The organism is Synechococcus sp. PCC 6312 (assembly GCF_000316685.1).
In the GTDB taxonomy this organism is placed as follows: Bacteria; Cyanobacteriota; Cyanobacteriia; order Thermosynechococcales; family Thermosynechococcaceae; genus Pseudocalidococcus.
The window spans coordinates 1,274,459-1,295,633 of sequence record NC_019680.1; the positions used below are offsets into that span (position 1 = coordinate 1,274,459).

A 21,175-nucleotide genomic window follows, 5' to 3' on the forward strand; every position below is an offset into this window, starting at 1 on the left:
GAGGGATGTTGAATTGGGGTGGGAGTCGGATTAATCCCCATCCCCAGGCCGGGAACCCAATTGAATTAATTCAACCTTATAGCCATCGGGATCTTCCACAAAGGCAATCACCGTTGAGCCATGTTTCATGGGGCCAGGGGCGCGGGTTATTTTTCCACCCTTGGCCTGGATTGTGGCACAGGTTTCTAAATATCATCTACACCCAGAGCAACGTGGCCATAGCCATTTCCAAGGTCGTAGGCTTGGGTTCCCCAGTTATGGGTCAGTTCCAGAACGGTGTGATTGGCCTCGTCACCATAACCAACAAAGGCGAGGGTAAACTCTCCCTCCGGATAGTCCTTTTGCCGCAGGAGTTTCATCCCCAAGACATCACAGTAAAACTCAAGGGATTTTTCTAGGTTGCCCACTCGGAGCATGGTATGGAGCAGACGCATTGGGATTTTTAACCAAGCTATTTTTACCCTTTGGCATTGTAGTGTATCTGGCCTGGCTTAGAAGCGGAGACCTTCATGGATATGTCCTGGCTCTGGGCCTCGGCTGTCTCAAACATTCCCCTGTACCTTGTACCCTAGAACCTAGACCCTTCTGATATCTGTACTATAAGGATTAACGCGCGTGGACACTCGGTATCAGCCCCAAGAGATTGAAACCAAATGGCAACAGGCCTGGGCCGACCAAGGGTTAGATGTCACGGGAACAGAGCCAGAAAAGCCCAAGTTTTATGCCCTCTCGATGTTTCCCTATCCCTCTGGGAATCTTCATATGGGCCATGTGCGGAATTACACGATTCCCGATGTGATCGCGCGGGTCAAACGAATGCAGGGCTATCGGGTACTTCATCCAATGGGGTGGGATGCGTTTGGGTTGCCGGCCGAAAATGCCGCAATTGAACGGGGAATTCCGCCGGCCGAGTGGACAGAAGCCAACATTGCCCAAATGAAAACCCAACTACAACCCCTCGGACTTTCCTATGATTGGTCGCGAGAATTAGCCACCTGTCGCCCGGATTATTATCGTTGGACGCAATGGTTGTTTTTGCAGTTTTTCCAGGCCGGGTTAGCCTACCAAAAAGAAGCGGCGGTGAACTGGGATCCCATTGATCAAACCGTCTTAGCCAATGAACAGGTGGATAATGAAGGGCGGTCGTGGCGGTCGGGGGCAATTGTCGAGCGGAAATTATTGCGGCAATGGTTTTTGAAAATCACCGACTATGCCGAAGCCTTGTTGCAGGATTTGGACACCCTCACAGACTGGCCAGAACGGGTGAAATTGATGCAGGCCAACTGGATTGGCAAATCTACCGGGGCCTATTTGGAGTTTCCGATTGTCGGTTCCGAGCAAAAAATTGCGGTCTTTACGACCCGGCCGGATACGGTGTACGGCGTGACCTATGTGGTGTTGGCTCCGGAACATCCTCTAACCCAGGCCGTAACCACGAACGAAAACCAGGCCCAGGTGGCAGAGTTTATCAAATCTATTAGCCATGAATCGGAACTAGAACGTACTGCCGAAGATAAACCCAAACGGGGCCTGGCCACGGGGGGGAAAGCATTAAATCCCTTCACAGGCGAATCAATTCCCATCTGGATTGCCGATTATGTCTTGGTGGAGTATGGCACCGGGGCTGTGATGGGGGTTCCGGCCCACGACCAACGGGATTATCAATTTGCTCAACAGAATCAGCTCCCGATTAAAACGGTGATTATTCCCGCCAATCCTGAGATGGTGAAATTGGATCAGGCCTACACGGAACCAGGGATTTTGATTAATTCGGGGGACTTTGATGGGTTAGAATCACAAACTGCCAAAACCAAGATTATTGAATTTGCCGAGTCTCAAGGGTGGGGAAAAGCCAGGATTCAGTATCGCCTTCGAGATTGGTTGATTTCTCGCCAACGCTATTGGGGTGTGCCGATTCCAATTATTCATTGCCCAGATTGTGGTGCGGTTCCTGTTCCCGATGCAGATTTACCTGTACTGCTGCCGGAAAACGTGGAATTCACCGGCCGGGGGGCTTCTCCCTTGGCGCAACTTGAGGATTGGGTCAATGTCCCCTGTCCCACCTGTGGCAAACCGGCCCAACGGGAAACCGACACCATGGATACGTTTATTGATTCCTCCTGGTATTTTCTCCGTTTTGCCGATGCCCAAAATGACCAGGCCCCGTTTGATCCCAAAGTTGTGAATGATTGGTTGCCCGTGGATCAGTATGTGGGCGGCATTGAACACGCGATTTTGCACCTGTTATATTCCCGCTTTTTTACCAAAGTCCTCAAGGATCGGGGTTTGATTAACTTCAGTGAACCCTTTCAACGGCTGTTAACTCAAGGGATGGTGCAGGGGAAAACTTATAAAAATCCGCAGACCGGAAAGTATGTGATTCCCAGCCAAGTCAAAGACCCGAATAATCCCGTAGATCCCGACTCCGGCATTGCCTTGGATGTGGTCTATGAAAAAATGTCGAAATCCAAACATAACGGTGTCGCTCCGGGGGATGTGATTGAAAAATATGGTGCAGATACCGCCCGGATGTTTATTTTATTTAAAGCCCCACCCGAAAAAGATTTGGAATGGGATGATGCCGATGTCGAGGGGCAATTTCGATTTTTGAATCGCGTCTGGCGGCTGGTGACGGGCTATGTTGAAAAAAATCCTGAAGTCAAGTCAACCCATGCCGAACTGAGTCCCGATGAGAAAAAACTGCGGCGGGCAATTCATACCGCGATTAAGGAAGTCAGTGAGGATTTTGAGGATTATCAATTTAATACCGCTATTTCGGAGTTGATGAAATTAAGTAATGCCCTTGGAGATGCGGCGGATTTAATCACCAGCTCAACCTATCAAGAAGGGATCAAAACTTTATTATTACTGCTTTCACCCTTTGCGCCTCATATTACGGAAGAACTTTGGGAACAGTTGCCAAAGCGTGAACATTCAACTTCTATTCACCTCCAGGCCTGGCCTAAGGTTGATCCAACGGCTTTAGTTGCTGATGAAATCTCGTTGGTCATTCAAATCATGGGCAAAACTAGAGGGGTGATTCAAGTCCCGGCCCAGGCCGAAGCCAATGACTTGGAAACCTATGCTCGCAACTCCGAGGTGGGAGAACGGTATTTAGCTGGCCAAACAGTGAAAAAAGTCATTGTTGTCCCCGGTAAATTAATCAACTTTGTCTTGCAAGGGTAGGTCGCTGATTATGTTTGATCCCCTGCGGAGTTTGAAGTTTTTGCCCTGGCGTTCTCTTTTGTCTGCGGCGATTACCACCCTAACCCTGGCGAAGATTTTTGATATGGGTTTAATTGTTGCTGCGGGGCAGTCTCCAGAGATGCGGGACTTTCTCCAAACGGTTTTAACACCCCCCTGGGGCCTCCTGATTGTCATTCTCTTGAGTGTGGGCTTGGGGGCATTAGCCGTTCTGTTTTTGGAAACCTGGTTTTCACCGGGGCGAATTGTCGGGGCAACCCTTTGGGGCCTGGTGCTGTGCCTGTTATTAACATTGATTGTGATTGCGATTATTTCTGGATTAACGAGAGTCCCCGCTGGTCTTTTGGATGTGAATGAAAATGTCCTGATTGGCCTGGTGGTGGGGGTCTTTTGGCGGGGGCGGCGGTATTGGCGATGGTAGGGATTGGGAAAAATCAGCGGCCCCAGGCCATATTCTTAGATGCTGTGGGGACTTTATTTGGGATTCGGGGGAGTGTTGGGGAAATTTATGCGAACTTTGCCGCCCAGGCCGGGGTGATCGTTGATCCGACTCAATTAGACCAGGCCTTTATGACCAGTTTTGCTCAAGCTCCTAAACTCAATAGTTCTTTAGCGATGGGAGAGGCATTAGTGGCTTTAGAGCAGGCCTGGTGGGAAGCGGTGGCCGCCAAGAGTTTTGCAGCGGTAGGAGTATTAGGGAAATTTCCCGACTTTTCGCGGTTTTTTCAAGACTTGTTTGATCATTTTGCCCTCGCGGATCCCTGGTACGTTTATGAAGATGTCCGGCAAGTTTTAAGTTCATGGCAAGAAATGGGAATCCGGTTAGGGATTTTATCGAATTTTGATAGTCGCCTCTATCCAGTATTAGAAGCCCTTGATCTGGCCCCCTTTTTTGATTCGGTGACTATTTCCACCCATGTTGGTGCAGCTAAACCTGACTCGAATATTTTTAATATTGCCCTCGAACACTACAACCTTGAACCCGTCCAGGCCTGGCACATTGGCGATAGTTGGTCGGAGGATGTGGTCGGGGCATATCAAGCTGGATTAGGGGCCATTTGGCTGAATCGGACTGGAAAACCACTCCCCAGGCCTGGAATTGCCTTGCAGGTGGTGACTAGCTTGACTGAACTATCCCTCTTAGGACTGTAGCGGCGATGATCGGACTAGACGTTGCGGATCAATGGCTAGACAGTGGACATTGTTCTCAGGCCGCCGCTGTTTATGAATGTCTCATTGCTGAGAATCCCGATCAACTGACCTGCTATCAAAATTTAGGCCTAGCTTACCTACTTCAGGGCGAAGACGTTGCTGCACAGGTGGCCTGGTTCACCCCTTTAGATTTTTTGCCTGACGGGGAAGCTGAGAGTTATCAAGAGAGTTTACTCAACCGTTTATTTGAGATGGCTCTGCACCTGGAATCCCAACAACAGGATTTAGCGGCTTGGCTGGTTCGTCAATATTATCGGCAGTTTCAACCGGAAAATTTGATAAATTTAATTGCCCTGATTCAACTAGACATTAAACTCAATAAATTAACAGCGGAATCCCTCTTGGCCTGGGATCTCATCCCGCTACTCCAGGAATTTGGCGGAACTCTAAAACCAGAGACATTGGAGCAGTTTCTCTTAGCTCTGTTTCCCTGCTATCCTGTTGGGCAATCTGGAGATAAAGATATTAGCCAGGACATGATTACCCAATGCATCCAAGTTGGCTTAAGGTTTGTCCCCGATCTTCCGGCCCTGATCCTGAAATTCTCCCATCTCGCCTACAACCATACTTATCTGCCCAACTATGAGGCGGCAATTCAACTCACCCAACGCTGCCTGGTCTTTAGTCCGGAAAATCTCACTCTTTGGCGGCAACTCGCAGATTTTCAGACGGATATAGGTCAGTTTGCCCCCGGCCTGGTCGCAGCCCAAAACTATAACCAGTATTGTCAAACTTTGGCAGAAAAAGTCTTTGGCCAACGGGTTTTAATGCGGGCCCTAATGCGACAAGGAGATCATGGCCCCGAAGTCCAGGCCTGTTTTGCCGAGCAAGCTCAACTCATTCAACAGTTATTAACGGATTCCCCGGCAACCCTCACCCGGAGCCAGGCCCGGTCTTTAATGGTGGCTTTGTTCCATTGGCCCTATGTCCAAGATCAGCCTGAACAATACTGGGCCTGGCAGAAACCCTTGGCGGCCTTGGCTCAAAAAAATCTTCTTGGCACCGAAACCGGCCAAAACCTAGCTCCCTATTCCTACCATCAGCAACCCATCACCACTGCCCTCAAAACCCGTCACGGGGATTGCTTGCATATTGGCTATTTGGCCCATACCCTGCGGCAACATTCAGTCGGCTGGCTCTGTCGGTGGTTATTTCGCTATCATAATCGGCAAAAATTTAAGATTCATCTCTATTTTCTCGCCCAAGGGGTGACTCCCTTTACCCAGGCCTGGTTTTTACCCCATGCAGATTCTTGGTGGGCGGGCAATTTACCCGAAGATTCAGTGGTGCAGATTTTTAAGGATGAAATTGATCTGCTCATTGACCTAGATGGTGGCACCTATGAAGACAGTGCTGAAGTTTTAGCCTACAAGCCTGCGCCAATTCAGGCCACTTGGTTAGGGTGGGATGCCACGGGTCTGCCTGCTGTTGATTACTTTATTGCCGATCCCCAGGTTTTACCCCCAGAGGCAGAACAGTACTACGCCGAAAAAATTTGGCGATTACCCGAAGTCTATTTAGCTGTGGATGGGTTTGAAATTGGGGTTCCGACCCTGCGGCGGGCAGATCTGGATATTCCCATTGATGCTGTCATCTATTTCACGGCTCAAAATGGCCTGAAACAACATCCCGAAACCCTGAAGCAGCAATGTCAGATTCTAGCCCAAGTGCCCAACAGTTACTTTTTAATTAAACTCCGGGGGGAAAAAGGAATTTTAAGGGAACTATTTGAATCTATTGCCCAAGAAGAAGGGGTTAGTTTATCGCGGCTAAGATTCGTAGATTTTGATAGTGATGAACTGACCCATCGCGCCAACCTCCAACTGGCAGATATTGTTCTCGATTCCTACCCCTATAACGGTGCCACCACAACTCTAGAAACTCTTTGGCTAGAAATTCCCCTCGTGACTCAGGTTGGCCAACAGTTTGCCGCTCGCAATAGTTATACCTTTATGGTCAATGCCGGAATTACAGAAGGGATTGCTTGGTCTGCTCCAGAATATGTGGCCTGGGGAATTAAATTGGGTCAAGATGATAAATTACGCCAACAGGTGCGCCAAAAACTCCACCAGGCCAAGCAAACCTCTCCCCTCTGGGATACCCGCACCTTTACCCGTCATCTAGAGGAGGCTTATCAAAGGATGTGGACACAACTGAGCTAGTCATAGGAGGTGAAAATGAGTCAACACCCCAGAAAAATGACGTTTACGGGTCTAAGCCTCTCAGGTATTAAATTTTTGATTTCAACCGGATTAATATCCATACCTTAAACAAAGATGGAACCTGATGCCAATCCCAATATTGTTGCAATATGAAAAAAACTAAGATACACCAAAACCTCAAATCAAATCTTGGTACAGGCCGGTTGTGAAGCAGTTGGTTGCCACCGGATAGTTGTAAGTTTAGCTGAGACTCTGTTTTAACTCGAGCATAGTTAATGATATGGCGATCAGGTACAAATCCCAGTTGGTGCTTCAACATTTGATTCACTTCAGCATGGGCTTTGACTCGACTACCGATGGTTTTATTGAGGGAGTATTGACGAGAACCGGCTAGCACCTTTGGTAAGTAGTAAAAATTAGTCTGTTTTCCCCAGCGCAACCAGAGTTCATAATCTAAACAAAAATGTAAGTCAGTATTTAAGTTGCCCCATTGTCCAACACAGGTACGCCGAAAAAAAACAGCAGGTTGACAAAGATAACAGATATCCTTAAGGGCTTCATAATTCCAGGCCTGGGTGGGGTAGGGTTCTAAAACTTGATCCTCAGCATCAATATAATTAGCCTGACCATAAATCACTAAAATATTTGGATTTGTTATGAAGATTTCGGCAACTGCGGCAAAAGCCCCCGGATAATAAATATCATCGGAATTGATCCAGGCAATAATGTCCCCGGTGGTTGCAGCAATGGCTTGATTTACCGCATCGGCCTGGCCTAAGTCTGGTCTGGATTGCCAGTTAAAATTAGGGTGTTTTTCAGCATAGGCCTGGAGAATATTAAGGGTTTGATCAGAACTACCGCCATCACCTACATAATAGTTAAAATCAACAGTTTCTTGGCAATAAACACTGGTAATAGTGCGCTCAATAAAGCGGGCCTGGTTATAGGAAGGCGTGACAACAGTAAACCGCATACATCATAGATCCTGATACTTAAAATATTAATTAACTATTTCTTAAGGGTTTCTATGTTATAAGATTATGCTATTTTCATTGTCAGGTTGATACTATAATCCAGGATTATTTGAATTAGACTCATCCAAGCAGTTAATCATTATCGCTAAATAACGTTGAGCGGTATCATCAGTAGAAAATTTTCTGAGGCGTTGCTTCCCCTTCTTAACTAGTTCGTTCCCCAATTGAGGCTCTATTGTTATCTTCTTCAGCTTGGCGGCAAGATCGGTAACATCGTCAGGATTAAAGTATAAAACAGCATCTCCACCGACTTCTGGTAAACTAGCAGCTTGACTAGAGAGTATCGGTTTTTCATAAAACATTGCTTCTAATATTGGCATCCCAAATCCTTCATAGCGAGAGGGAAACACTAAACAATAGCATCCTCGCCAAAGGGCTTCCAAGCTTAAAGGATCCACATAACCACAAAAATGGACATAGGGTTCTAGATCATGGGCCTGGCAAAAATCTTGTAGTTCCAGCTTATTACCAATAATGGCTCCACTAAGAACTAAATCTAAAGGTGCAACACATTGATTGCGATACTGGAGATAAGCCCTCAAAAGAGTTTTATGATTTTTATGGGGCCAAGTATTTGCCGGATAGAATAAATAATTTTCAAATTGCAATCCAAAGCAATCCACAACCTGATGGACTTCGGCGATGTTAAGACTGAGTTCTTGCCGATAATTCCCATGATGAATCACAGTTAATCGCTGAGCCGATTGGGGGAAAGCTTGGAGCATTGCTTGGCGAGTAAATTCGGAAATACAGATAATCTGGCTGGCTCCATAGCTAAGTCTTTGAAAAAACATCTGACGATAGAGTCGCTCTCGCCAACCAAAGGCCTGGGGAATAGCCAGATGCTGAAGATCATGGACAACAGTGATGGTTGGAATTCCTGACTCTTGATAGGCGGTATTGGTGTAGGGACAAAGAAGTAAATCTACATTAAGCTGATGAAGTACTCGGTTCCATCCCATGACTTGCCGAAGAATATGCCAGAGTTTCACACTATAGGTCAAGATTTTATTGAAGTGATTAATATTAGGCTTAATACAATATGTTTTGGCTTGTTTTTGATAAATTTGGGTTACATGGTGATGATTAGTACTTGATGTCAGAAGAATGATTTTCCAGTCGGGTGCTAATCTCAGTAAAGATTTAATTAGAAAATCAATGAACAGATTAATTCCACCATTTTCACCTGTTTCAAGCAAAGGTGTTAAATCAATGGCAATCCGATAACTTTGTTGTAAATATTCATGGATGATCATCATGATTGAGTTTAATTTTCTATCTGCTTCTGGCTCATAACAATGGGCTATCAGGATCATCGCCAGGAATTCCTAGATTTTGACGAAGCTTAAGCCAGCGTTTCCGTAATTGCCAAAACTTGCTTGTTTTAATCCAGTTAATTCGTTGCTTCGCTTGGAGAAGTTGTAACTCTGGGGGTTTGGCTGGATCAATGATCACCTCATCCACCAGGCCAGATTGACCGATCAATTTTTGCAGATTGTGGGTTACTCGCCGCAGTTGCCAGAATTTACTACTTTCCATCTCTTGAATTAAAAAGAGAAGATGTTCTAAGCCAAAGGAATCTTGGCCTGGTGCTTGAGTTTTAGCTAATTCCGCTTGTAGTTGACGAAATTTCTGCCAAATTAACTTTTGCTTGAATGACGCTGGTGTTTCCCCTTGTTCTGCCCGTTGTTGACGAACTCTGGTTAGGACATTCGCAACGTCATGGGCCATAGTTGTCCAAGAAAACTGACGACTTTGCTCCAGGCCAGCTTGCACTAAACCATCTCGAACTTCAGGGATCTGGACTTTTCTTAAGGCTTGAATCATGTCACTAGGATCATCTTCACTGACATAAAGGGCCGCCGTTCCCGCAACTTCAGGAATCGCCGAATTATGACAGGTAATCACGGGGCAACCACAGGCCATGGCCTCTAAAACGGGTAAACCAAACCCTTCATAGCGAGACGGATAAACTAAGGCAATGGCATCACTATAGGCAATAGCTAATTCAGCATCAGTTAAGCGGGCCATTTTTATAGACTCGTGGGAAATGATTTGGGCTAATTCCGGCTCTAATTTTGATTGACCACCCACACAGAAAATCTGAAACTCTGTCTTGTTAGGTATTTGATTAAAAGCTGTAAAAAATAACCGAATATTTTTGTAGCCATCAAAGCCAACCCTGTCCCCGACGACTAAGAAATAGGGTTTCTCCAGGCTTATACTCGTCCTAAACTGTTTAATTTGTTCCTGGTTGGCCGGTTGAAATATCCCATCAATGCCGTTGTAAGTGATATGAATTTGCGCTTGATCCAGGCCTGGAAAAAATCGGATTAAATCTTTAGCTGTATGTTTAGATACTGTTAGATAGGCAGATGCGTAAAGAATCGCCAATTGTTTTTCTCGCCACCCGGAAACCGTCAAATCAAAGCCCATGACTTCGGGAATCATATCGTGGACAAGCAAAACCGTTGGGGTGTGGATGGGAGTGGTGTAGTAGGTGGAAATAAATAACTCAATCCCGGCCTGGTCGCAAATGGATTGCAGTTTGAGACTATCCTCTCCAGCCGCCTCTTGGTTATAGGGATGAATCAGGCGATAGCGCAGGCCGGGTAAGCGGGGGGCTGTTTGGGCCCGGTCTAAAATTAAAACGTTTTCTGCAAATCCTGACTTTACCCACGCTTGAAAAATTGACCGCCAAACCCGACCAATGCCACTGTGAAGCAGTTGAAAAAAGACCGCATCAACCGCAATCTTGGGTGTCGCTTTTGAGCTTGCTTGGGCAATCTCTGCCAATTCTGATTCAGTTCTAAAGTCCCATACCGGGTAAAATTCCTCAGTCATATCAACTACTGCAACAGGGATAACACCACAATTAGCGGCGAGATCCACAACCGTATCATCTGTAACCCAAGCAAAATAGTCCCTTAAAAATACTGGGAAAGCTGACTCAGATTGCAAACGGTGCCATTGGCTCAGGGCATTATGATAGCCGTAATACTTTTCCTTGAATGTAAGCTGCTCAGGCAGAACATAGGCGAAATGTTGGAAAACCAGGCCCATTGCTTCTGTGTCATCGTGATGAATTGGATTGATCCGGCTGACATCTTCACCTTGCCTATTCACTAATTGAGGTGGCTCATGTTTGGCCCAAGACATCCCTGGCTGATATCTCCAAGTTCGTAACCACTCTTGCTCAGGGTTTTGGGAATAGCAATAGCGAGAAGCAACCACAAGATCCGGGCCAACAAAATAATGACACCAGTAAAAAGCAGCCGTGATCTCTGGGTTATTCAGAAAAAAAGAGTGGGCTGTGGTGATTTGGCCTGTTGTCCAAAGCTCATCCGCATCTATCTGCCATAACAAACAGTCTGCTTGGATATAGCTTAAAGGAGCATTAACCATCTCCCGCTTGCCATCCCAAAACTGGCCGGGTGGGGGACGGTAGAGAGTAATTTGCTCAGGAAAACGAGCCGCGATGACATCCAAATACGCGGTCGTGCCATCAGTACTTAATCCATTGCGATGAAGACTCGGATCAATCCGTCCCCCTTGGGCTACACTCCAGGCCGTGTCATGCTTGAGTTCCGCAACTCCTTCTATAATGTGCCAATGCCAGGGTAGCTCAAGTTCCTGGAAGGCTTGCAGGTGGTACTCAATAAAGGGTTGGCCATTCAGAACAATGGTAAAAAAGTGGATCGGTAGCTCAGTTGGGACTCCCATTTTGCCTAAGCCCTGCCCCATGCTGGTCATGACTCAATATCTCCAGGCAATCCCAAAAACTTTTTGGCTTGAAACCACTTCTGCCGCAGGGCCCAAAATTTACTGGTTTTCATCGCTTCAATCGTAGCCTGTGCCGCTTGTAGTTTCGCGATTAATGTCTGGATCTCAACCTCTTCAGAGCCTCCCACTGTCAGTTGGGCCAAAGTTTCTGACCACTGGGACTCCTGTTGCCGCAGTTCAGTGATTTGCTTTTGGTAGGCCAGAATCCGGCGTTGCTGCCATTCGGGGGTTTGATAGGGAGAAAATTGATTTTGAATTCGATACACCTCTGGCAGAACTTTAGTCATCTGGGCGGATTGACCATCGATAGCATAGGACGCAACTGTAATTGGCATATAACCAATTTTGACATTGGGCTGTTGGGTTAAGCGTAAAAACCAATCATAATCAGCAGCAATTCTATACTGTTCTTCAAACCCTCCCATTGCCTCTAAAACGGATCGTCGAGCAAAGGTGGCCTGGTGCGGCAAAGCTCCGCAAATTAATTCATCTAAAATCTGCTCTGGGGGCGGCGGTCGGTGTAAGGATGGCTCACGATGGGGATAACGGACTTGTAAATTACCATAAACAACGTCAATATCAGGATGCTTGATTAAGAAATTTGTGACAGACTGAATCACCAATTCATTAACAAGATAATCATCGGCATTTAAAAAATAGACATAATCACCGGATGCCTTAGCAATTCCCTTGTTCATCGCATGGTAAAGCCCCCGATCCGGCTCACTCACAACAATGCCAATGCCTGACTGATAAGACTGAATGATGTCTAGGGTTTTATCTTGAGATGCACCATCAATAATTAAATATTCAATCTTGGCATCTTTTTGGTTTATAACACTTTGAATTGTTCTTTCAATAGTTTTCTCGGCATTATAGCAAACTGTGACAATCGAAATTTTAAGCATTGCATGGTCTTTTCAGAAACAATCCATTTAAGGGGAAAACGAACATCAAGAGAACTCTAGTTCATGAGGCAGCACTTGATATCTATCATCAGAGTTTTAACGCTCACGTTAATCATCATGCCAGAAGCGGCGGGGTGACTCACCATCCTTGACTAGTAATATATTATGTGGTTTTGATCATTTTGATATCCTGAGAAACATGACTTCCCGCTTGTCAATAATAAGGCCATCATTAGGAGTTAAGAGAGTTCTATGGCAGTCCGTTTTCATTTGATATGGGGGCGCAAAGCCTTTCACCTTTGGGAGATGCTTGATTGTTTCCCTAGGGCCGATTTATTTATTTGTGGGGAAAGTATTTTGTCTTAGGGGTGCGGTTGCGGGACTTTCAGGAAATTATTGACCACAGCCAAATAGGTTGCAGCATCTTCCAACATCGGAAAGTGGCCGGTTTTGGGGATGACGATTTGCTCGACGCGGGGGTTTAACTGGGCGGCGGCTTGGCCGAGGGGGGCGGGAATAATTTGATCAAATTCTCCTGAAATGAGCAATGTGGGGGTTTGGATTCCGGCAAAGGCTTGGGGAATTTGGATCGCAGCCCATTCGCTCACGGCAGAGTACATTAACCCAAGGGCGGCCGTTCCATTGGCCTGGAGGAAGTCTTCTAGAAACTCCTGTTGCCAGGCCTGGGGAATAGGGCGATCTAAAAACCGACTCATAAATAAACGGGCCACACCGGGAATTTGACTGAGCCAGCGGGGCCGAAACTGGACAACATAACCGCCAATCAGGTGAAAGAGGGCGAAGGGTAAGGGTTCATAGGTAAAAATACCGCTACAGGTGAGGATGGCCTGGTAAACCCGGTCGGGATATTGACTGAGGAAGAGGGCAGCAATGGAGGCTCCGGTGGAATGGGCATTCAAATAAACTTTTTCCAGGCCCAGGCCATCTAAAAATTCCTTGAGGTCTATAACATAACTAGGCAAATTGTAGGCTTGGGGGTTGTCCTGATCCTTTGGGGCTGACTGGCTTTGTCCAAATCCCCGCAGATCGTAGAGGAGGCAGTCAAAATCTGGGGCTAAGGCCGTTGCAGTTGTTTGCCAATAGGCACTAGAGCCACCCCACCCATGCAAAAACACCATGACAGGTTTGGGGTATTCAGAACTGGCAGAGGCATCTTGACAAATCCACTGGTAATAATGGGAGACCCCGCGCACTACCACATCGGACATAGGACAGGCTCACGGACAAAAAGAGACAACGAAGGGGGAGGACATTTACGGCAGAATCATGAATAAATTAGCCAGAGCTAAGAGGAGAAGCGATCGACACTAGAGCTAAAGACGGGTTCGACACGAATGGCGAGGATTTTGGCCGGGCGAATGACCATATATTCCCCTTGGATGGTTTTGATCGGCACGGAGATAAACTCACTGGAGTCGGAACGGGGGATGACTTCGTTGCTGTACCACTTTTGAAAGTCTTGAATAGAGGGAAATCTGACTTCTTCTTTGTGGCCGCCTTCAATAAATAAGTGAACGGAAAATTCTGAGGGTGTTCTGGGCATGACCATTATCTCTCACTGCACTCCTATTATCAGCGTAGTCGGCCGTGAGTTGGGGCCCCATGGGACATCTGGAATCGTCAGAATCAAGCCAACGCCATCAATAACGGCTGTCCTAAATAACTGTTTTTAGTTGGAACACCCGGTAACGTAAAAAAGTAGCCCCCCCCAGTGGGTTTGATATATTCCTCCAGGGGTTCACCATTGAGGCGATTTTGCACCGTTTCAAACCCCCGCTCTAAATCCTGCTGAAAGGACATAAACAATAGCCCCATGTCCAACTGGCCGGCTTTATCAACGCCACGGGAATAATGAAAGCCTTTCCGCAGAATCCGATTTGCCTCTGTTGCCGGTGTTCGGGGATTAGCCAGGCGAATATGGGCATCCAGTAAGATAGTCTTGCCTTTGGGGTCTTGGTTGTAATCGGGAATATCCTCTTCGTGTTTGTAGCCTAAGGGTGCGCCAGAATCCCGCGACCGGCCAAAAATTTCTTCCTGCTCTTCCAAGGCGGTGCGATCCCAAAACTCGACAAACATCCGAATCACCCGCACCACTTGATAGGTTCCCCCCACAGCCCAGGCCGGTTCGCTACTATTGCGTTGCACCCAAACCAGGCGGTTCATCAGGTTTTGATCGTGGGGGTCTGGATTTGCGGTTCCATCCTTAAAGCCCATTAAATTCCGGACGGTCGTTCGATGCGGGTGTGGGTCGGTGTCCGGTTGTTGAAATCCAGAGATTTGCCAACGGAGAACCACCAGGCCTGCCAACTGCTTCAAAATATCCCGCAAGGCATGAATATTGGTTTCATTATGGTTAGAGCAAAGTTGCAGGAGTAAATCCCCATGGCAAAGCTGAGGATCCAGGCGATCATTGGGGAAATTCGGCATTGGCTTGAGATGAATCGGTTTCTCAGCCGCCAGGCCATAGCGATCATCAAACAGGGAGGCTCCCACCCCAACTGTAACCGTGAGATAATCTGGCGAAAATTCAGGCCCCAAAATTCCAGATCCAGTCGGCGGATATTTCGGCTCTAGGGGTGGCCAGGTTCCACCGGAGGTTAAAAATTCAATCCGCTGGGTGAGAATTTGAAATAATTTTTGCAATTCCTGGGTTGAGCGGGCGGTGACATCCAAGGCTACTACTAAAGCTGTGGCCACATTTGGCGTAACAATCCCAGCTTGATGGGGGCCTAAAAATGGAATTACGTCACTGGGGACGGTCTTGGCCTGGGCCGAGTTGAGAGAAAAAGCCCCCATTGCGCCCACCCCAGCCAAAGTCACCATGCCCCCAAGAAACTGCCGCCGCCCTAAGGGCAATGGCCCAGAGGTAAACCCTTTAGACACCAATAACCCCCCGTAATTTTGCTAAGTTTTCTGCCAGCCGCGCTAGATCCGCTTGCAGCCGTTGTTTATCTTGGAGAGTTAACTGGTCATAACTCTTAAAGCCACCGCCGGGCAGAGCATATTTGGCTAAAACCTGATTGACCGCGGCAAAGTCTTGATCAATTTCCCCCAGAATTGTTGGGTTAACCCGTTGAATCAGCGGCCGGAGAATCTCGACAATTTTTTGTGAGCCTTCCACATTGGCCTGGAATGCCCAAAAATCGGTGCGGCTATAGCGTTCTTCTTCGCCGGTAACTTTGCCTTGGGCAACTTCTTCAATTAGCTCTGATGTCCCCCGCACCATATCTCTGGGGTCAATCTCAAGGGCAACAATACAGGTTTTTAACCCTTCTAAGTCGGTCATGAGTTTCTGCGCGAAACCGGCATAGCCTTTGGTGGTGTTGTACTTGAACAGGCCCATCTCAATCCGGTGAAAGCCAGTAAACTCCGGATCATCTTCACCCTTAAAATCATCTACCCGCGCATCAATGGAGCGATCAAACTCAGCAAAGGACTCAGCAATCGGCTCAATCCGTTCCCACCCCAAACGAGAAGGTGCATACATGGCCTGGGCTCCGGCTAAGTCTCCAGCTATAACCCGCTCCGTAAAGACCTTGCTATCCGTGAGGAGGCGATTGGTTTCTGCCAAAACATAGGCTTTATATTGATCCACCGCTTGCTGCAATTCTTGGGGCTGAATCGCGGGATTGAGGGTAGCTGACTGACTGCCAGATTCTCCCCCTTCTCCCCCTTCACTAACCCCTCGGCCGCCTTCCCCGCCCAGGCCCTTGCGACAGGGATCAACCGTGACTGGGGCTGATTGGGCCATGACGGGAGAGAGGGCAGCATCTAGGGGCAGTTGCAGAACGGGTGTTAGCCCCGTCAGGACATAGGTTCCAACTCCCAACCATAGCTTTGTTTTGCGAGACATAATATTTTCCAGCACAAATAATAAGAGACAAATAGCCGTGGCATCTCTTAAGTAAGAATTATTTGCAATAATAACTCAACCTTTAATGTCTGTAAACTGTCATTCCCTTGCGGAGCCTTGTGGGAAGGAATTAATGAAGGCAGACCCAGACTAGGAGTTCATTCGGTGTTCAATGTCAATCTACATGGTGATAGATGTCTGCAAAATTTAATTCAACATGAGACCTAGATTGTGTTTGCAGGACTCCACTTGAACATTGTGCGGAACCCTTTTGCCGAGAGTACCATGGGCAATTTCAGAGGTTTTGACTTACAATTCGCCTGTAAAATATTTATTATCTACTTTTCTAGAACTGTCGCTATGATAATTAATCTTGCTAATGTGCTTTTGGAGCATGAGCTAGAGTCAATAAATTTGCAACTTACAGCAGGGGAATTTGTCAGTGGCGCGACTACAGCAGGCTGGTATGCCCGTTTGGTCAAAAACAATACTCAACTCTCTAGTCAGGCCCCAGCTCAAGAAAATCTCCAGGCCATGGTCAAAACAGCCCTGAATCGCCATGAGCTTTTTCAAATGGCCGCCCTACCCAAAACCATTAGCCCGGTGCTGTTTAGTCGGTATGGGCCTGGGATGTATTACGGTCTTCATGTGGATAATGCCATCATGGGAGATTCTTTGCCCCTGCGATCGGACTTGGCTTTTACCCTGTTCCTGAATTCTCCCACTAGTTATGGAGGCGGTGAATTGGTGATTGAAACCCACCAGGGGGAAGAGGCCATTAAGTTAGACATCAATCAAATGGTGCTTTATCCCGCCTCGACTCTCCACCGCGTTGAACCCGTTGCCACAGGAGTTAGGTTGGCGGCCATTGGTTGGGTTCAAAGTTTAGTCCGAGATGCCAGTTACCGGGAAATTTTGTTTGATTTGGATACAGTGCGGCGGACTATGTTTGGGAAAGAGGGCAAAACTCCAGAATTTGATCTGCTGACCAAAACCCATGCTAATCTCCTCCGCCAGTGGGCAGAACTCTAAGGTGCAATCCTGGGATCTCGTCATCGCCCATTTCCAGGCCTGGGAGCTACACTGTAACGATAGATTAACAATTCCTTTCTTCTATTCACGACTCCCATGACACAAGCGGTTCCCCACAGGCAGCGTCATTCTTTGGCTCTAGAACAGTTAATCAGTTTAAATTCCAGTTCCTTTATCCCCCGCCATATTGGCCCAACCCAGGCAGAAGTTGCAGCTATGCTGGCGACAGTGAGTCCAAATCGGGCCTTAAGCCTTGATGAATTAATGGCCGAGACAATTCCAGCCGATATTTACCGCCAACAACCCCTTAATCTACCCGCTGCCCTATCTGAGTCGGATGCTTTACAGAGCCTAAACACCATTGCGGGTCAAAATCAAGTCTGGCGGTCTTTCATGGGCCTGGGGTATTACAACTGCATTACGCCGCCGGTGATTCAACGGAATATTCTCGAAAATCCTGGCTGGTACACCCAATACACCCCCTACCAGGCCGAGATTGCCCAGGGACGCTTAGAAGCCTTGTTTAATTTCCAAACCCTCGTGACCGATTTGACGGGCCTGGATATTGCCAATGCCTCCCTCTTGGATGAAGCCACCGCCGCTGCCGAAGCCATGAGTTTGAGCCTGACGGTGTCTCCCCATAAAAACTGCCATCGCTTTTTCGTCGCAGCGAATTGCCATCCCCAAACCATTGCCGTGATCCAAACTCGGGCCAAACCCCTCGGACTAGAGGTGATTGTCGGTGATCCTACAACAGAGGACTTTCAAATTCCTACCTTTGGCCTGGTGCTCCAATATCCAGCCAGTGATGGCCTGGTTTGTGATTATCAGAACGTCATCGCTAAAGCTAAGGCGCAAGGGGTCATTGTTACGGTGGCCACAGATTTACTGGCCCTAACGTTATTGACCCCACCCGGTGAATTAGGGGCTGATATTGCCGTGGGGAGTAGCCAACGCCTGGGTGTACCTTTGGGCTATGGGGGCCCCCATGCCGCTTTTTTTGCTACTAAAGATGCTTACAAACGGCAAATTCCCGGCCGCTTGGTGGGCCTATCCCATGATGTAACGGGAAAACCGGCCTATCGCCTGGCCCTGCAGACCCGTGAGCAACATATTCGTCGAGAAAAAGCGACCAGTAACATCTGTACCGCCCAGGTTTTGTTAGCGGTGATGGCCAGTCTGTACGCGGTCTATCACGGCCCTCAAGGCTTAAAAAATATTGCCACCCGGATTCATGGTTTGACCCAAGTTTTAGCTCAAGGCCTAGAACAAGCTGGCTTTCAATTAGTCCATGACTGCTTTTTTGACACGGTTCAGATTGCGACTACGGCAACAGACCTGCACAGGATTAAACAACGGGCTGAGGCGATGGAAATTAATCTCCACTACATGGAAACTTCCCAGGCCTGGATTACCATTAGCCTAGATGAAACCACCACCCTGGCCGATATTAGGGATTTACTTTCGATCTTTGCCCCAGAACAGAGTATTTCTTTAGATGCCCTCATCCAAGGTGTCAAGAACCAGGCCTGGCCAGACTATTTGATGCGGCAAACCCCTTATCTAACCCAGGCCGTTTTTAATCGCTATCAGTCTGAACACGAACTTTTACGCTATATTCATCGCCTCCAGGCCCAGGATCTATCCCTAACCACCTCCATGATTCCCTTGGGTTCCTGCACGATGAAGCTCAATGCTACGGCTGAAATGTTACCCATCACCTGGCCAGAATTTGCCCAAATTCATCCCTTTGCCCCTCTTAGTCAAACCCAAGGCTATCAGAAGCTTTTTAAGGAACTGGAGGTGATGCTGGCGGAAATTACTGGCTTTGCCGGAGTCTCCTTACAACCCAATGCTGGCTCCCAAGGGGAATACGCTGGATTACTAGTCATTCGGGAATACCACCACAGCCGGGGTGCCCAGCATCGCCAAATCTGCTTAATTCCCGCCTCAGCCCATGGGACAAATCCAGCTAGCGCGGTCATGGCCGGAATGATCGTTGTACCTGTTAATTGTGATGAGCAGGGGAATATTGATGTCCAAGATTTAATGGCTAAAGCTGAAAAACATCAGCAAAACTTAGCCGCCTTGATGATTACCTACCCCTCTACCCACGGGGTTTTTGAAACGGAAATCCGCCAGATTTGCCAGATCATTCATCGTTACGGCGGTCAGGTTTATCTAGATGGGGCGAATATGAATGCCCAAGTGGGCCTATGCCGTCCGGGTGATTTTGGGGCCGATGTCTGTCATCTCAATCTGCATAAAACTTTTTGTATTCCCCACGGGGGCGGTGGGCCGGGGGTGGGGCCAATTGGGGTTGCGGCCCATTTAATTCCATTTTTACCCAGTCATCCCTTAATTCAAAATCAGGATGGGAGTCATTTAGGGCCGGTGACAGCAGCCCCTTGGGGGAGTGCTAGTATTCTGCCGATTTCTTGGATGTACATCAAAATGATGGGAGCGAGGGGACTGACCCAGGCCACCCAAATTGCCATTCTCAACGCCAATTACGTGGCAACCCGTTTGGCTCCCTATTACCCAATTCTTTACACCGGAACCAATAGCCGAGTCGCCCATGAATGTATTTTGGATTTACGCCCCCTGAAAAAATCCGCAGGGATTGAAGTTGAAGATATTGCCAAACGCTTGATGGACTACGGTTTTCATGCTCCTACAGTGTCCTGGCCTGTAGCTGGCACCATGATGGTTGAACCCACCGAAAGTGAATCTCAAGCCGAATTAGATCGTTTCTGTGAGGCCATGATTGCCATTCGGGCCGAAATTGCCGAGATTGAAACGGGAGTAGCCGACCGCCAGGCCAATGTCCTGAAATTTGCCCCTCACCCCGCCCGTGTTGTGACTAGTGATACCTGGGATCGGCCCTACAGCCGCGAAAAAGCTGCTTACCCAGCCGAGTGGACAAAGACCTATAAATTCTGGCCGGCTGTGAGTCGGATTGACAATGCCTACGGGGATCGAAATTTAGTCTGTACTTGTCCATCCCTGAATGAGTATGCTCCAAGCTTAGAGTAAGCATCATTCAGTCTAGGAGTTCGGATCACCAGGTCAAATGACGGCCTATCAACCTAGCTATCAGGCCTACTTTCTTTTATCCAGGCCCCCCCAGCGAGTTCACAAATCAACCCTAAGCTACCTTAGAAAAGCTCTCCCGGCTCCGAAGCGGCAAAGCTCTGGGGTAAAGTGGAAATAATGTAGCCAAAAACTGGGTATTCTATGGCATTTCGGCAATTTTTCCCACAGTCATCCTTACGGCGTAGATGCGGCGAAGTCATGATTACCTTGCTCATCTGTGTGGTGCTTTGGGGAATGGGGAGCTTAAATCACCCGGCCTGGGCTGGTCTAACGGACGATCATTTCGATGGAAATATATTCGCCCTCTACGGCGGAAATGGCTCCCTTGTGCCGCCCCGCGTCACCTTAGCCCAATCTCTACAACGTGCTCAACCCACCTTACTGGTTTATTACATCAATGACAGTAGTGATTGTAAAGCCTATACCACTGTCGTTTCCCAACTACAGTCCTACTACGGGCGCGCCGCTGACTTTATCCCGATTGATGTGGATTCAATCCCCCCCCAAACCAGCTATAACTCCAGCGAACCGGGCTATTACTACCAAGGCCTGGTTCCCCAAACAGTCCTGTTAGATGCTACAGGCAAAATAGTGTTCAACCAGGCCGGTAACGTTGACTTTGCCGTGATTGATGACAAGTTTCGGGACGTCTTTAATTTATTGCCCCGCACCCAATCCTTAGAGCTAAAACCCCGCCCAGTTAATGAAATTAATGTCGAGCTTTCAGGGCGTAACTAACCAGTCTGGCCTTTGGCTGAGCCGCTAACAACATCCATAACATTCCAGATCAAGACTGTCTTTTACCAGATTTGGATCCATAGAACTCTAGAACCTATTCGAGAAGGATCGAACTCTGATGGGCATTTCTGA

Annotated in this window: 15 protein-coding genes and 1 pseudogene; 7 read left to right on the forward strand and 9 right to left on the reverse strand. The window is 47.7% G+C overall.

What is annotated here, in order from left to right; translation table 11 throughout:
* Window positions 1-30: 30 nt before the first annotated feature.
* Window positions 31-434, reverse strand: a pseudogene (gene gloA, locus SYN6312_RS06295) (lactoylglutathione lyase).
* A gap of 181 nt (window positions 435-615) precedes the next feature.
* Between gloA and leuS the strand changes: the two are divergent.
* From leuS to SYN6312_RS06315, 4 genes are read left to right on the forward strand one after another with little or no spacing between them, the layout of a single operon-like run.
* Window positions 616-3,186: a leucine--tRNA ligase gene (gene leuS, locus SYN6312_RS06300; protein ID WP_015124026.1), complete on the forward strand. Its 2,571-nt coding sequence runs from the start codon at window positions 616-618 to the stop codon at window positions 3,184-3,186.
* A gap of 10 nt (window positions 3,187-3,196) precedes the next feature.
* On the forward strand, window positions 3,197-3,625 hold the full coding sequence (locus tag SYN6312_RS06305) for a hypothetical protein (protein WP_015124027.1): 429 nt from the start codon (window positions 3,197-3,199) through the stop codon (window positions 3,623-3,625).
* On the forward strand, window positions 3,595-4,356 hold the full coding sequence (locus SYN6312_RS06310) for an HAD-IA family hydrolase (RefSeq protein ID WP_015124028.1): 762 nt from the start codon (window positions 3,595-3,597) through the stop codon (window positions 4,354-4,356). Before SYN6312_RS06305 ends, SYN6312_RS06310 begins: the two co-directional genes overlap by 31 nt.
* A gap of 5 nt (window positions 4,357-4,361) precedes the next feature.
* Window positions 4,362-6,578 carry an O-linked N-acetylglucosamine transferase gene (locus SYN6312_RS06315; protein ID WP_015124029.1) on the forward strand — a complete coding sequence of 739 codons (2,217 nt, stop codon included), beginning with the start codon at window positions 4,362-4,364 and terminating at the stop codon, window positions 6,576-6,578.
* 67 nt (window positions 6,579-6,645) lie between these two features.
* Here SYN6312_RS06315 and SYN6312_RS06320 read toward each other — a convergent pair whose 3' ends face one another.
* The 8 genes from SYN6312_RS06320 to efeO form a co-directional block, all read right to left on the reverse strand.
* Complete coding sequence (locus SYN6312_RS06320; protein ID WP_015124030.1) at window positions 6,646-7,551, reverse strand: glycosyltransferase family 2 protein; 906 nt, start codon at window positions 7,549-7,551, stop codon at window positions 6,646-6,648.
* Between the two features lie 93 nt (window positions 7,552-7,644).
* Window positions 7,645-8,928 carry a glycosyltransferase family 1 protein gene (locus tag SYN6312_RS06325; RefSeq protein ID WP_015124031.1) on the reverse strand — a complete coding sequence of 428 codons (1,284 nt, stop codon included), beginning with the start codon at window positions 8,926-8,928 and terminating at the stop codon, window positions 7,645-7,647.
* The gene (locus SYN6312_RS06330; protein ID WP_015124032.1) at window positions 8,903-11,365 is read right to left on the reverse strand and encodes a glycosyltransferase family 1 protein; all 2,463 of its coding nucleotides are present in this window, start codon (window positions 11,363-11,365) and stop codon (window positions 8,903-8,905) included. The genes SYN6312_RS06325 and SYN6312_RS06330 overlap by 26 nt, the downstream gene beginning before the upstream one ends.
* Entirely contained in the window at window positions 11,362-12,303 is a 942-nt protein-coding gene (locus tag SYN6312_RS06335; protein ID WP_015124033.1) for a glycosyltransferase family 2 protein, read from the reverse strand. The genes SYN6312_RS06330 and SYN6312_RS06335 overlap by 4 nt, the downstream gene beginning before the upstream one ends.
* Window positions 12,304-12,665: 362 nt before the next feature.
* Window positions 12,666-13,532 carry an alpha/beta fold hydrolase gene (locus SYN6312_RS06340; protein ID WP_015124034.1) on the reverse strand — a complete coding sequence of 289 codons (867 nt, stop codon included), beginning with the start codon at window positions 13,530-13,532 and terminating at the stop codon, window positions 12,666-12,668.
* A 77-nt stretch (window positions 13,533-13,609) separates the two neighbouring features.
* Window positions 13,610-13,867, reverse strand: a complete 258-nt coding sequence (locus SYN6312_RS06345) for a hypothetical protein (protein ID WP_041431235.1) — start codon at window positions 13,865-13,867, stop codon at window positions 13,610-13,612.
* Between the two features lie 83 nt (window positions 13,868-13,950).
* On the reverse strand, window positions 13,951-15,207 hold the full coding sequence (gene efeB, locus SYN6312_RS06350; RefSeq protein ID WP_015124036.1) for an iron uptake transporter deferrochelatase/peroxidase subunit: 1,257 nt from the start codon (window positions 15,205-15,207) through the stop codon (window positions 13,951-13,953).
* The gene (efeO, locus tag SYN6312_RS06355; RefSeq protein ID WP_015124037.1) at window positions 15,200-16,177 is read right to left on the reverse strand and encodes an iron uptake system protein EfeO; all 978 of its coding nucleotides are present in this window, start codon (window positions 16,175-16,177) and stop codon (window positions 15,200-15,202) included. The genes efeB and efeO overlap by 8 nt, the downstream gene beginning before the upstream one ends.
* A gap of 360 nt (window positions 16,178-16,537) precedes the next feature.
* On the opposite strand from efeO, the gene SYN6312_RS06360 reads away from it, so the two are divergent.
* From SYN6312_RS06360 to SYN6312_RS06370, 3 genes are all read left to right on the forward strand, one after another.
* Window positions 16,538-17,209 carry a Fe2+-dependent dioxygenase gene (locus tag SYN6312_RS06360; protein WP_015124038.1) on the forward strand — a complete coding sequence of 224 codons (672 nt, stop codon included), beginning with the start codon at window positions 16,538-16,540 and terminating at the stop codon, window positions 17,207-17,209.
* A 96-nt stretch (window positions 17,210-17,305) separates the two neighbouring features.
* Entirely contained in the window at window positions 17,306-20,245 is a 2,940-nt protein-coding gene (gcvP, locus tag SYN6312_RS06365) for an aminomethyl-transferring glycine dehydrogenase (protein WP_015124039.1), read from the forward strand.
* A gap of 201 nt (window positions 20,246-20,446) precedes the next feature.
* A complete protein-coding gene (locus SYN6312_RS06370) occupies window positions 20,447-21,043 on the forward strand; it encodes a thylakoid membrane photosystem I accumulation factor (RefSeq protein WP_041430665.1) in 597 nt (198 codons plus the stop codon).
* Window positions 21,044-21,175: the final 132 nt, after the last annotated feature.